We start from the raw sequence: 12,814 nt of genomic DNA, 5'->3' as shown, positions 1-12,814 counted from the left end.
TTCACTCAATTAACAACTGATTTTCCGTTGATGAAAAAAAACGCCGGCAAAAACCAGCGTTTTTCACTAATAGCGCGCTGTCAGGCTACTTTATGGGGACGATGGGTCACATCGCCGCGGCCTTCAAGCAAACCCGCAATAGAAATGTCTTCGTCCAGCGCGTCCCAGTGGATACCACGGGGACTCAGTTCATAGCTGTTAAGCTGTTCAGTTGAAGCATGCAACAGGCGTGGAAACCATGCCAGCGGCACACCGATGGTACGGGCGTCGTTGAGTTCAACCCACATCGTGGCCTCATCGAAGCTGACCCGTTTAGCTGAAATAGTCATTCCAGGCCTCCAGAAACAATGCTTGATTATCTTCAACGATCCCCGTCAGTTCTTTTAATACCCGTGAATTAAACCCATCGTTATTGGCCAGTGCCACTGATGGCGTTAACCAGAATTTGGCTTCACTACCTGCTTTCATTACGTGAATGTGTGCAGGTTCGAGCGGGTTACCTTCATTAGAATAAAAAAAGAACCGGAAACCGTTGATCCTCAGTATAACAGGCATGTCAGTTATCCTTAAATGCTGACCGGATTATGTGTAAGTTCAGAGCAACTGCCATAAAGGCTGTTCAGAGTGCATGGATTGCCGATTTTGGTACTCCATACCCGAATCCAATGAACGGTATATCGTCATCGAAGTCCATCGGTGGCGCACCGGCACTGCTGCCGGAGGCCTGGCCACTGTGAGTCGGTCCTAAAGGTTGCTGAGGCTGCCTCTGTCCGCTGCCGGACTGGCGGCCGCCAAGCATCTGCATGGTGCCACCAATGTTAACCACCACCTCTGTGGTGTATTTCTCCTGGCCGGCCTGATCGGTCCATTTGCGTGTGCGCAGATGCCCCTCGATGTAAACCTGGGAGCCTTTGCGCAGATATTCACCCGCAATTTCTGCCAGCTTGCCGAAAATAACCACCCTGTGCCATTCGGTCACTTCTTTCTGTTCGCCGGACTGCTTATCGCGCCAGCTCTCAGACGTGGCCAGAGAAAGGGTGGCAACTGCACTGCCGTTAGGAATATAACGAACTTCAGGATCCTGGCCGAGGTTTCCGACAAGGATAACCTTGTTAACGCCGCGTGAGGACATAATCATTTCTCCTGTAAGGAATAAAGAAACACCCCGCGAACGGGGTGTGTCAGGTGCGCATCAGAATGAGTTCTCTGCGTAGTTTTGCTGTGCGGCAGAGCCATTCTGCGGCGGCACGGAGTCAGATTTTTCAGTCTTGTAGACCATGTCCTGGCCTATTTTGATCCAGTCCACCTTTATCAGGCGGGCTTTCAGACTGACACGCTGTTCGCCGGCATGCTCGCCCTTGTTCAGCGTAAATATGTCCGTGGACGGATTACTCAGGTTAAAGCCCAGCAGGACTTTTTTGTCTTCATCGACGGCTTTCTGGCAGCGGGCGATAAGGCTGGTAGCCTCTTTACCTGCGACAGAAATGTCAAAACGGACGTAGGCCGGATTGTCAGTCGGACCGCTCAGTGCATTGATTACGCAGCTGAGGAACGAGCCATTCTGATGGTTAACCTGGCGGATGTTGCTGAGATACCCGATGCCTTTAATAGTCAGGTTGAAGTACTCAGATTTTGCAGATGCAGAAGTATTGTTTGCAGACATGATGTTTTCTCCATGGAGGTAAAAATGGGTACGACGGAGAAACCATCTGCCCTGACGGGAGTGGTTTCCCGTCGGGGGTCAGGATCGGTTGAATCCTGAGAGTCTGGTATGTTGAAGGAACCTTCATCGCCGCGTCGTAATGCGCTTGTACAGGCGATATCTGCTTTCAAAGGTGCGCAGATGTACCAAAGTTTGCTCCCTTTCAGGTTACAGGAGCTTTCGCTGTAGCCACCCGAAGGCGATTCTCACAGGCTACTGAATCATTGGTGGTCGTATGAACGACGGTTTAGCACTTTTATAATTAAACCGTCCTCCCGGAATGTCAACGGTCAAAATGGAAAACGTGATCCGTAAAAATAAAAGGGCACCGTTTCCGGTGCCCTGGGGTCAGTGCCTTTACCTGCGGTCGTCTCATCTGTCTCCGGGGAATAATCCCGACGCGGTTTTCACGGAGTGCATGCGTCTTACAGGTCAGTTAGTGTGCAATAACTTCCTGCCAGGCCTGCTGGGGGTAAATCCCGTTAAAGTTTACCTTACAGCACCGTGGCCAGCGGGGCACCTATGCATCAAAGCCTGGCAACAATAGCAGAACCCGGCCCGGGGTTGTACAGTGAAATAGTTTAATACTGCGCGGATTATTCTGTTTTAGCCTTAACCGATGTTTTTTTACGCTTCGCTGCTTTCTTCTTACCTGTACTGATAATTCCCTCACAGTCCGGATAGCGTATGCACCCCCAAAAATCACCATTTTTACCTTTACGTTTACGCGTGGGTCCTTTGCATAACGGGCAGGGAGGCGTGACGGGAGCAGTAATTTTCACACTGTCCTGGCGGCCTTTTTCGACAAGGTGACGGGTCCACTGCAGCTGCTTTTGCATAAAGACTGCAAGCGACATTTTCCCCTGCGAAATATCATCCAGTGCCTGCTCCCATAATGCGGTCATGCCCGGGCTCGTCAGCGTTTCCGGCAGGGCCGCAATCAGCTCCCGGGCCATCTGCGTTGAGTGGATGTGCTTCCCTTTTTTCTCCAGATAGTGTCGTTTGAAGAGGGTTTCAAGCACAGCCGCACGCGTCGCCTCTGTGCCCAGACCGGCGTTATCACGCAGCACTTTCTTCAGCTTCGGGTCACTGACGAAACTGGCCGCGTTCTTCATGGCAGCAATCAGCGTCCCCTCCGTGAACGGTTTGGGCGGACTGGTTTTCATATCCTTAACCTCAGAACCGGTGACAGCGCAAATATCCCCTTTTACCAGCGCCGGCAGCGCCATACTGTCACCGTCGACGTCCTCTTCATCGTCATCTTTTTCAGCCTGGAACAATGACTTCCAGCCCGTCACCACACCGACTTTCCCGCGTGTACGGAACAGCTGTCCACCGATATTGAAAGAGGCCTCCGTCACGTCAGATTCCTGCAGCGGAAGGAACTGGGCGAAATAATGCTGGCGAATCAGATGGTAGACCTTCTGCTCATCGGCGCTGAGGCGCGACAAATCAAATGCCTGTCGGGTGGGAATGATGGCATGGTGCGCGGTGATTTTCTTGTCATTCCAGACACGCGAGACAAACTGCCTGTCCAACTGATTCAGTACCGGGGCCACAGCGGGATCGGATTTTGCCACTGCTGCCAGAACGTCGGGTATTTCCTGCTGCATCGAAGTTGGAAGGAAACCGCAGTCTGTCCGGGGGTAGGTGGTCGCTTTATGGGTTTCGTAAAGTGCCTGAGCAATGGCGAGCACATCATTTGCGCCCATTCCGAATTTTCGGGAACAGACCTGCTGAAGGGTGCCCAGGTCAAAACAGAGGGGGGCCGCCGTTTTCTCCCGCTTCTGGGTCACCTCCAGTACCGTAGCCCTGCCCTGCTGCTGACAAAGCTGTCCCACCGCCCGGGCTGCCTGAGGATTGATGCAACGCTTTTCCTCGTCACAGTACTGCTCAACGGGCACCCAGCCAGCCCGGAACCGGACGCCCTCTTTTTCAATAAGCGCATGTACCTGCCACCAGGGCTTTGGCACGAAGGACGTAATTTCATTATCCCGGTTAACCACCATGGCAAGCGTCGGCGTCTGTACCCGCCCGACGGACAGCACTTCTGACACCCCTGAGTCACGGGCTTTGAGAGTATAAAGGCGGGTCAGGTTCATACCGATGAGCCAGTCAGCCTGGCTCCGGCCCTTGCCGGCATCGTACAGCAGGGCTGTTTTTTCTCCGGGAAGAATATTGCTAAGTGCTTCCTTCACACTGGCCTCATCCAGGGCTGACAACCAGAGCCGGCGTACCGCGCCACTGTAGCGGCAGTATTCCAGCAGCTCACGCGCGATCACCTCGCCCTCGCGGTCGGCATCGGTGGCGATGACCACCTCAGAGGCCTTTTTGAGCAGCTTACTGATAACAGTGAACTGCGATTTTGTCTGCTCCTTGACGACCATTTCCCAGGTCTCAGGCAGCACAGGCAGGACATCGGCACGCCATGGCCTGCCATACTGCTCACCATAGGCTTCAGGGCTGGCAGTTTCGAGTAAATGGCCGACCGCCCAGGTCACAACGATGTTACCGCCGCTGATAAATCCCTGCTCACGCTTGCTGATACCCAGCACGCGGGCAATATCCTTTGCCTGTGATGGTTTTTCACACAGAAAGAGTTGCATGTGTTGCCTCCCGCATCAGCGTTTTTCACCCGCTGCAACAGCGCGGACATCATTCATCAGCTTCGTGACGCCGGACCCGGCCAGACGCTGTGATGATGATGAGCGATAGACAACATAGAGCCTGCTGCCGGACCCGTTTTTCTCGATTTCGATATCCAGGTGATCACGTTCGTTCCAGTCGGAGCCCATTTTGTAGTAGCTGCCCGGCATGGCGTCCCAGACGGGATGCGCATCATCTTCAGCCGCCGCTTTCCAGTCCCCGTCATTTGCGGCCTGCCGCAGTGCCTCAAGCTCCTGCGTGGAGATAAATTTGTAATGGCGCTTCAGGCGGGCCGCCGCGGTATCCACATCGACCGGCACGGAGAACGTTTTATCGACGGACTGCATGGCCTGTTGCCTCGCCGGACTCATCAGAGGCATCCCGCCACTTTCTCCGCTGCTGTTGCCGCCCAACGTTTTTGTCAGGTTTGCGGCTGTGTCACTGACCTGTTTATTAATCGCAGCCCAGTCCGTTGTTGAGCATCCGCTCAGTAAAAAGAAGGAGGTGAGGAGGAACACAGGGCGAATCATATCATTCCTCCTCTGCTATGGTGTTTTTAAGCGGAGGTGAGAACGAAGAACGTTTTTTACCGCTTAACACATCCGGATCAGGTTCGCCATTTCGCTCAATGGCAACAAGCCCTTGCGTGGTTTTTTCTGCAATATCACGGCGAGTCACTGCAAGTGTTCGGTAAGGCTGAATCACGCCATAGACCTGACGAACAGCATGGCCACCATTGTCCAGGATAGCGTCACGTTGCGAACGCGAAATCAGTCCGTAATGAAAAGCCTGGAAAGCTTTCATTGCTAACTGATCATATCCAACCAGAAGCCATACGCACCGGTATCCTAACGGTGAACGGCTGAAAACGCTGACATTTAACGGATCGGCTGATTCAACTTCCGAGAGCGTTACCCCTTTGGGTACGGCTGACAATATGGCATCCAGTGAACTGACGTTTTCATTAATTTTAAGTGTTGCTCGTTGCAGGGCTTCTTCGAGCCGTACCAGAGCCATATCGGCATAGGGATTATCTGCCGCTGAGTCTCGGGAAGCATTACCAGCTCGCGCAATGGCTTGCGGCATGCTGATTATTTCAGGCCTCTTTTTTTTCACCCCTGTCTCGTCCGGAGCATCACGTTTCCTGCCCTCCCAAAGCCGGATTGCATAATGTGTATGGAGCAGGATATTAACAGAGGACTGTAGGGCCCCCGCTCGTGAAGCGGTTGTTCCGCCCTTTGTTTTACCATCAGACATGTCTAACGCCTCTCTTTAGTGGGTAATGAGTTTTGACACGCTTGAGATAGTCCGGGCGAGAGGGGTATATGAACAACTTAAAACCAGATCGTCACCATTACAAATTTGCAGGACCTTCATCTCTTTTATGGCGAAGAAATATTGCCTGGCTTTTAACCAGTGTTGCCACTGGCAACAGTGCTCGCTTTTTAGCCAGTGTTGCCACTGGCAACAGCGCTCACTTTTTAGCCAGCATTTTGCTGGCAAAAGTGCAAGACTTCATGCTCCGCTGCCTGTAAAAATCTGCAATCTCATGAATTTATGATTTTTTCCCGAATTTTCTTCACCAGATCCCTGATATTTTCCTCCGATACCGGGCGGGCAGAGGCGCGTGGTTCGGGTTTCCATTGTTGCTGTTCGGGACGCTGAACTGTTTTTTGCCCGACACTGTCAGATATATCGCCACCCTGACGGGGCGCGTATAACCTGCCCTCACGCGCCTTCTTCATCACGGCCAGCAACCAGCCAACCGGGTTGCTGAGCTGCTGGCGTGCCATCACCTTTTGCAGGCTGAGCAGCACAAGTTGTGCCTGTTCTTCAGGCAGCGCCTGCAGCTGTGCGGTCAGCATGGCAATATCTTCTGCCGGAACAAGTTCATGCAGACTGTCGGGAAGCACAGGTTTACCCGGTACGTACGTATTTTTATTCACACTGTGTGTGATACTACGTACGTAATGGTTCGGTTTCCGAACCTGGCCATAACTGCTTGTTTTTACTGGCAGTACGGATTCCGAACTCAGTGAGTTGTTATGCCTTTCTGGACTGAGTTCGGTATCCGAACCCTGTTTTTTAGCGGCGATTCCAGGCCGTTTATGACTGAGTTCGGTTTCCGAACCCGGTGCGGGACAGGGTATTCGGTGATGATGTTTCGCCATCTGGCTGGGCGTCTGTGGGCGGTCCAGACGCGATTCGATCAGCGCAAGATGGCTGCGATAATGGCGCATGGTGGGGTCGTTTTTTATATCGTCGAGCACTTCGCGGGCGGTCTGGCTGATAGTCCGGTTTTTACTCAGGCAGGCATCCGCCACCGTATCAAGGAAGCGAGGGTCGAGCATTTCCGCATCGCTGAACGTCAGGGGCTCATCATGCTGAGCATAGATATTCCCCCGCACCCGCCCTTTATCATCCCGCACGCGTTTACAGAGGCTGAGCCAGCCGGTTATTCGCAGCATAAGCAGGACGCGGCTTACCGTTTCCCTTGAGGCTTTCCCCTTTCCGGGTGAGGCAAGCTGCAGCTGCAGTTCGTCATAGCTGGGGAAAACCGCCCCCTCATTATTTTGTGCATACAGCCGGATCATCATCCAGCCCATCTTGTCCAGTGGTGACAACCGCGTGTCGAGCAACAGCCGGCGGGGAATGGAATCATGCACATTTCCGGTAAACAGCAGGCCGTTACGTATCCTGCCATCATCCCGCCGGGGACTGGCCGCAAGGCGGGCATTCATTTTATCCAGCGTATAAGCAATCAGGCTTTCTGCAGGCAGACTCATTATTTTTCCTTTTCGGCCGCCATCACGGCCGTTCTGAACTGTCAGTATGCTTAGTACTGCACCCGCGTACGGGTGCAGGGTAAACAGGCTGTCATGCTGCTATTTCCGTATGGCGCTGTTATAGCGTTCGTGGCTGAGAAGAAGCCACGTCCGGCCTTCGTTGCGACTCAGCAGACGCCAGAACGGGCCGAGATCGATTTTGTAGTAACCGCAGCCTTTCTCATCGAGCCGGGTGTAATTACGCGCCCCCTGCCGGAAACGGCGAACCTGACGTAACGCTTTCTGACAGCATTGCGGCGGCGTACCATGGGGAGCCCGCAGGCCCGGCGCAACCATCCTGTATTTCATGCCGTCTTCCTTACCGGCGTTCGTGCCGGAGAAGGCTGCCGGGTCTTGTGCCAGCCGCGGACCGCATGCCAGACCGACGTCAGCGAGACGTTCATCTGTTCTGCAGCCAGCATCATCACGTCCAGCCCGTCAGCACTTTCCGCATCTTCAACGCCGGACTTTTGCCACTGACGCCACAGGGCGGCGTTTTCCTCATCACCCAGTGCGTTACCGCGCCCCGGCCGGACATCGATACCGGCAATACGACGGCGGGCCGCCACGTCCGTACTGGAGAGCCCGAAGTAATTGGCCATCAGTTCAATGGAGCCGCCCAACGCCAGCGCCCGATCGATACGCTGGAGTCGTTTCTGTTCAGTCCGGGCCTGCTGCAGCATGCGCACCAGATTGCCGTGATTGATGCCCACACTGATGATCGACACCTCACTGCCGGAAAGGTAGTGAAGCTCTTCGAGCGAGAGCCCCTGCAGCATCTGCATTTCCTCGCGGTTCAGTCCCAGCGATTCGCAGCGGCGGAGATAGCCACTTCTGAGATCCATAACCAGCTGCATCAATAATCCGTTTGCAGCCTGAGATAAACTGTTCATCATTCCCCCTTAATCCTGACGGTAACCAATGGCTGCCGGACCCCGGCCGCTGACACCCTGATGAAGACGGGCATTTTGTCCGGCTTCATACCCCTGATAACGTGCTGTATCCGCCCCGCGGCAGGCTTTCAGTTCACGGGTTGTGACTGTTTTCATACTGCGGCTTTCCAGCCAGTGGCTCATCACCTGCTGCTCCTCGCTGCTGATGTCAGTTGCCGATATCACCTCACGCACACCACATACCCAGCCGTCACGGAACTGCTCCGCTCTCGCCCGGCGTGTGGCCAGTTTCAGCCGCTTACTCTGGGTTTTGAGATAAGAATTTGTGGCATCTTTCAGCTGGCGCGTCAGCACATCAAAGGCATAGGCTGCTATCTCAGGTTTTTCACTGAATCCGTAAAAGGTTACCGAACGGCGATACCCGGCAGAGGTCTGACGCCATGAGTAATAAGCCTGGCAGCCAAAGGCATGACAGACGCCCCGGACAAGGGTCACCATCCATTCCGGAACTTTTTCAGCATCCGAAGGGGCCGTGCGGGAAGACGCTTCGCGCACGGATGTAAGGCCGGCGTCAAGCTCGCTGATACCGTATCTGGCCATCAGCTTCTGGGCACGCTGCAGAGCCAGTCCTGCCTCATGGGCATTACTGTTGCTGCGGCCCAGCTTCAGCAGTTTCCTGACAAGATTCAGCAGTCGCAACTGTCGCTGTGAGTTATTCATCACTGTTATCCTCCCCGTACTTCAGACCGCGTTGCAGCTCCCGGAGACGGCGCATAACGCGCATCAGGCGGAGCAGTTTCAGAGCATCTTCATCTGTCAGGGCAGGTGCTTCCCCCTCACCCGGGCCGCCGGTGAAAAGCTCCGGCAGACCACACACCCCTGCCGCCGGATGCAGCACAGGCGCTTCGCCGGTCAGGCCCAGCAGAAATGCGGCGGCTTCAGAACACACCTCACCTGCCCCGACGTAACCGGCAGACGTGTCCTTGTCGCGTTGAGGAAGAATTTCATCTTCGCAGCCAAGGACCTCACCCAGCTCCCATGCCAGACGAAAAGCGGTATTTTGCAGGTGTTCGATATCGTCCTGATGGGCCGGCACATGCCAGATGCTGTCATTACTCACCGGCGCGTCATCCTGCAGGACAACTTCAGGTTCTGGTGTTAAAAGAGAAAGCAGGCCATCCTCCCCATTGTCCTCTTCTCCGCCATTCTCTTCTCCGTACCCATCGGAGAGGGTAACCAGCCCGCTAACATCCCCGCTCTCACCTGAAATAACCGGCGCGGCACCGTACATATCTGGCTGAACCTCATGCCGGGGGGGCTCATTAATCGGTGTTTCAGAAGGAGAAGACGCATTACCCGGAACGGGCGTTACAGCCCCTCCTGAGACCTCAGGACGTGAACTGGAGACAGGTAGCGGGACGCCTTCACTCTCATCTGAGCCTGTGGTATGCAGGGCGTGATCAGCATTAACAGGCTTGTTTGCGGCGGGAAAGGCAACCGTCTCCGGCTCGCCAAAGTGATGTCTGCGGTTGCGTTCTTTAGGATCGAGTTCCATCATCCAGCGGTCATAGTCCAGTTCCGGATGGGGTAACGCCTGCAGTAAATCACCAATAAATTCATCGCGAAACATCTCCAGAGACCACAGTTCCGGGGAGTTGAAACGGCCACAACACTGGCCAAAAACGTCGCTGAAGGATTTGTCGCCTGTGTCTGAAATCAGGCAAAACTCATCCCACACGCGTTCCGCATCATGCCGGAGCGCCAGCAGTGATGTTATTTGTGGCCTGCCAAGCCCGGACTCAAGCAGGTCTGGGATCCACGGATAAAGATATTTCAGCGCATCTTCCATACGGCTGACTGTTGAGTAATGGACTGGCAAACCTTCATGGGTCAGTAGCTCTGACAACTGACGCAACGAAACCGTCTTTCCCATCTGCTCTTCATATATAGAGCGGGCTTTGTGGATCCCCTGCGCTTTTTCAATAAAACTCAGCTCCCCGCGCACTTCATTCTCTGCCAGATGGCCAATAACACACTGCAGCCGTCCCGGCCACGGCTTGAACAACACATGGACGCGGAAAAACCGGTCTTCTCCGGTTTCCTGCCACAGTTCTGACAGGATCTGATAACGTGTATTACCCCCGTCGCTGAAGATGTACATATCGGGCTCACCATCCGGGTCACGGGTGACTTTGGGTACGGTGTCCAGCCCGCGCGAACGGATGGAAGCCTTGATATCGTCATAACGCGGATTGCGTGATGTTCGCGGATTATCAGGATTCGGGCTTAACTGGTCGAGCGTCAGGACCATGGGCATTTCAGCCGCCGGCATGACGCTGATATTGCCGGCCGCCTGCGACTGGCGTCCGGGCTGCAGCATGGCAGCCCCCACATTAGAACTTTTACGGCTCATGCCTGTTTCCTCCCTCTGCGGTAACCGAAGTCATAGCTGCCTTCCTGAAACTCCGAAAAGAGGGTATAACGCCCGTCAAATTTGACTTTCACCGTGCCGGTTGGCCCCTGCCGCTGCTTGCCGACAATGATCTCAGCCACCCCGGCATCAGGGGTGCCGGGGTTATAAACCTCATCCCGGTAAATAAACATGATGAGGTCCGCATCCTGCTCCAGCGCACCGGAGTCACGCAGGTCACCATTATTGGGGCGTTTATCGGCCCGCTGCTCCACTAGGCGGTTGAGCTGGGAAAGCGCCAGTACCGGACAGCCCAGCTCTTTACCGAGCGCCTTAAGCGAGCGGGAAATTTCCGCTATTTCCTGCGTGCGGTTTTCCTGCTCGGGGGAGCGGACAAGCTGCAGATAGTCCAGCATGATGAGAGAGGGTCTGCCGTATTTGCGGACATAGCGTCGGGCGCGGGCGCGCAGTGTGGCCGGGGTCTGGTAACTGGTATCATCAATGATCAGACGGTTTTTCCACTCAATAATGCGACCGGTTGCCTCGGACACGCGAGCCCAGTCTTCATCATCCATGTTGCCGCTGCGAAGCCGGGACAGTTCCACCCGGCCTTCCATCGCCAGCAGGCGCATCATCAGCTGCTCTGAGGGCATTTCAAGACTGAACACAAAGACGTGATCGTCAGGTTTTGCGCTCACGGCCGCTGTGCAGGCGGCCATGGCCAGCGACGTTTTCCCCATGGAAGGACGGGCGGCCAGCAGGGCCAGATCGCCGGGCTGGAGACCACAGGTCATCGCGTCCAGTTCACTGAACCCTGTCGGTGTCCCGGTGAGGCCGTCACTGGCGGACATGCTTTCCAGCTGCGTCAGCAGTTTATCCAGCGCCTCGTTAACACCGGTCTCACTGTTGAGCTGCATGGCTCCCTGTTCGGCAATGTTAAACAACTTACCTTCGGCCGACTCAAGAATGCCCGCCGAGCTGGCTTTCGGGGCCTGCACATCGGAAAGAAGACTGTTACCCACAGTCATCAGCTGCCGCAGGCGGCTTTTCTCCGCCACCACCCCGGCGTAAGCCAGGATATTGGCTGCAGACGGCGTGTTTTTACTCATTTCAGCCAGATAAGCAAAGCCGCCACACTGTTCAAGGTCGCCTCTGTTCTCAAGCCGTTCCGTAATAGTGATGAGATCGAGCGGTAGCCCTTCTCCGGCCAGCTCGGCCATCACGCGAAAGACCATACGGTGCGGCCGGGAAAACAAATCTTCCGGGGAGATTTGCAGTATCACCTCATCCCACCGGTCGTTATCAAGCATCAGTCCGCCCAGTACGGCCTGCTCAGCCTCATAAGAGCAGGGCATCATCATCTCAGACATGACGCACCTCCCGGGTCAGAACGTCACTGAAATGGCTCTGCCACTCGGGGAACAGTTCAGACGCGAGGTCGTGCATGGTGACGGCTGCGGCCGGACCTTTGCGGCGTGTTTTGTATTCCAGACGATGCACGGGCTGCTGCTTGACGTGCCCCAGTTTGAAAATATCCAGCGCCTCGATACGGGTATCGAGTAAACGATAAACGTCACGGTTGCCCAGCGCAGAGGCGTCGTAGTGTTTTTCGTTAATGATGGCGGCAAGACCGTCCATTGCTTCACGGTCAAGCAGAGTGTTTTCGATACAGTTGACGAGAATGGAAATATCAGGAAGGCGGATACCGTAATTTTCATAGGTTTTCAGGCGGGTAAGCATATGAAGGGAGCCGCGGATAAATTCACGGACATCCGGAAGGATGGGTTTAACAACGCCCATCACATTACCGGTAGAGGAAAGGAGGGAAAGCTCGGTCATGACGCCTGTTGCGCCTTTCGAATCCACAATAATGACGTCATAACGGTTAAAGAAAGGATGCTGAAGTATGTTACGCAGGCGCAGACGGCCGTCTGCAGCGTGGAGCATCGCGGTCGGCAACAGTTCGTCCGGGTCGTTAGAGTAGATGACATCGAGATTTTTTATGGCGGTCTGCGAAATGCATTGCGTATGGTCACTGACCATCTGCATCAGCAATTCATAGAGACCGAAAGGGGATTCATGCTCCAGCGCGAAGATACTGCTGGCTGTGGGCTGGGAATAGTCTGCATCCACAAGAAGGGTGTTCAGGCCGGCATCGGCAAGAAAACCGGCAAGGTAAGCAGCAAACGTGGATTTGCCTTCTCCACCTTTGGGAGAAATAACGGGAAGTATTTTCATTTTGCACACTCTTTACAGTATGCAAATACGCCTGTTTACAAACTATTAACTTTGACTCAGGGATTGAAAATCCCCGTGTCCTTGGTTCGATTCCGAGTCC

The 12,814-nt window shown here is 54.5% G+C and carries 15 protein-coding genes; 1 reads left to right on the top strand and 14 read right to left on the bottom strand.

Annotated elements, in window-relative coordinates; translation table 11 throughout:
* Positions 1-80 precede the first annotated feature (80 nt).
* The 7 genes from HV229_RS03825 to HV229_RS03795 all read right to left on the bottom strand — a co-directional run bounded on the left by HV229_RS03825 (position 81) and on the right by HV229_RS03795 (position 5,605).
* The gene (locus tag HV229_RS03825) at positions 81-329 is read right to left on the bottom strand and encodes a DUF2442 domain-containing protein (protein WP_004115558.1); all 249 of its coding nucleotides are present in this window, start codon (positions 327-329) and stop codon (positions 81-83) included.
* The gene (locus tag HV229_RS03820; RefSeq protein WP_042998111.1) at positions 313-555 is read right to left on the bottom strand and encodes a DUF4160 domain-containing protein; all 243 of its coding nucleotides are present in this window, start codon (positions 553-555) and stop codon (positions 313-315) included. Before HV229_RS03820 ends, HV229_RS03825 begins: the two co-directional genes overlap by 17 nt.
* Before the next feature lie 64 nt (positions 556-619).
* Positions 620-1,132: a single-stranded DNA-binding protein gene (locus tag HV229_RS03815; RefSeq protein WP_042998112.1), complete on the bottom strand. Its 513-nt coding sequence runs from the start codon at positions 1,130-1,132 to the stop codon at positions 620-622.
* A gap of 60 nt (positions 1,133-1,192) precedes the next feature.
* Positions 1,193-1,663 (bottom strand): STY4534 family ICE replication protein, encoded by a 471-nt coding sequence (locus tag HV229_RS03810; RefSeq protein ID WP_016807974.1) that lies wholly within the window; start codon positions 1,661-1,663, stop codon positions 1,193-1,195.
* Between the two features lie 635 nt (positions 1,664-2,298).
* Entirely contained in the window at positions 2,299-4,308 is a 2,010-nt protein-coding gene (locus tag HV229_RS03805) for a DNA topoisomerase III (protein ID WP_042998113.1), read from the bottom strand.
* A gap of 15 nt (positions 4,309-4,323) precedes the next feature.
* The gene (locus HV229_RS03800; RefSeq protein WP_042998114.1) at positions 4,324-4,878 is read right to left on the bottom strand and encodes a hypothetical protein; all 555 of its coding nucleotides are present in this window, start codon (positions 4,876-4,878) and stop codon (positions 4,324-4,326) included.
* A gap of 1 nt (position 4,879) precedes the next feature.
* Complete coding sequence (locus HV229_RS03795; RefSeq protein ID WP_004115569.1) at positions 4,880-5,605, bottom strand: PFL_4669 family integrating conjugative element protein; 726 nt, start codon at positions 5,603-5,605, stop codon at positions 4,880-4,882.
* Between the two features lie 68 nt (positions 5,606-5,673).
* Between HV229_RS03795 and HV229_RS03790 the strand changes: the two genes are divergently transcribed.
* Complete coding sequence (locus HV229_RS03790) at positions 5,674-5,883, top strand: hypothetical protein (RefSeq protein WP_048231903.1); 210 nt, start codon at positions 5,674-5,676, stop codon at positions 5,881-5,883.
* Between the two features lie 12 nt (positions 5,884-5,895).
* Here the strand turns inward: HV229_RS03790 and HV229_RS03785 are convergent, their stop codons facing one another.
* The 7 genes from HV229_RS03785 to HV229_RS03755 form a co-directional block, all read right to left on the bottom strand.
* Positions 5,896-7,134 carry an STY4528 family pathogenicity island replication protein gene (locus tag HV229_RS03785; RefSeq protein WP_042998115.1) on the bottom strand — a complete coding sequence of 413 codons (1,239 nt, stop codon included), beginning with the start codon at positions 7,132-7,134 and terminating at the stop codon, positions 5,896-5,898.
* Positions 7,135-7,233: 99 nt separating this feature from the next.
* Positions 7,234-7,482: a hypothetical protein gene (locus HV229_RS03780; protein WP_004115572.1), complete on the bottom strand. Its 249-nt coding sequence runs from the start codon at positions 7,480-7,482 to the stop codon at positions 7,234-7,236.
* Entirely contained in the window at positions 7,479-8,069 is a 591-nt protein-coding gene (locus HV229_RS03775) for a DUF2857 domain-containing protein (RefSeq protein ID WP_006777722.1), read from the bottom strand. Before HV229_RS03775 ends, HV229_RS03780 begins: the two co-directional genes overlap by 4 nt.
* Positions 8,070-8,075: 6 nt before the next feature.
* Complete coding sequence (locus tag HV229_RS03770; protein ID WP_016807979.1) at positions 8,076-8,786, bottom strand: DUF2786 domain-containing protein; 711 nt, start codon at positions 8,784-8,786, stop codon at positions 8,076-8,078.
* Positions 8,779-10,479, bottom strand: coding sequence for a ParB family protein (locus HV229_RS03765; protein WP_045332319.1), 1,701 nt, complete (start codon positions 10,477-10,479; stop codon positions 8,779-8,781). The genes HV229_RS03770 and HV229_RS03765 overlap by 8 nt, the downstream gene beginning before the upstream one ends.
* Positions 10,476-11,846, bottom strand: coding sequence for an SPI-7-type island replicative DNA helicase (gene dnaB-PI, locus HV229_RS03760; RefSeq protein ID WP_042998117.1), 1,371 nt, complete (start codon positions 11,844-11,846; stop codon positions 10,476-10,478). Before dnaB-PI ends, HV229_RS03765 begins: the two co-directional genes overlap by 4 nt.
* Positions 11,839-12,714 (bottom strand): ParA family protein, encoded by an 876-nt coding sequence (locus HV229_RS03755; protein ID WP_016807981.1) that lies wholly within the window; start codon positions 12,712-12,714, stop codon positions 11,839-11,841. The genes dnaB-PI and HV229_RS03755 overlap by 8 nt, the downstream gene beginning before the upstream one ends.
* Positions 12,715-12,814: the final 100 nt, after the last annotated feature.

The sequence above is a fragment of the Citrobacter sp. RHBSTW-00524 genome, assembly GCF_013747755.1.
Classification (GTDB): domain Bacteria; phylum Pseudomonadota; class Gammaproteobacteria; order Enterobacterales; family Enterobacteriaceae; genus Citrobacter; species Citrobacter braakii.
The sequence above is the reverse complement of the archived record's forward strand: the minus strand, read 5'-3'. Positions and strand labels throughout refer to the sequence as shown.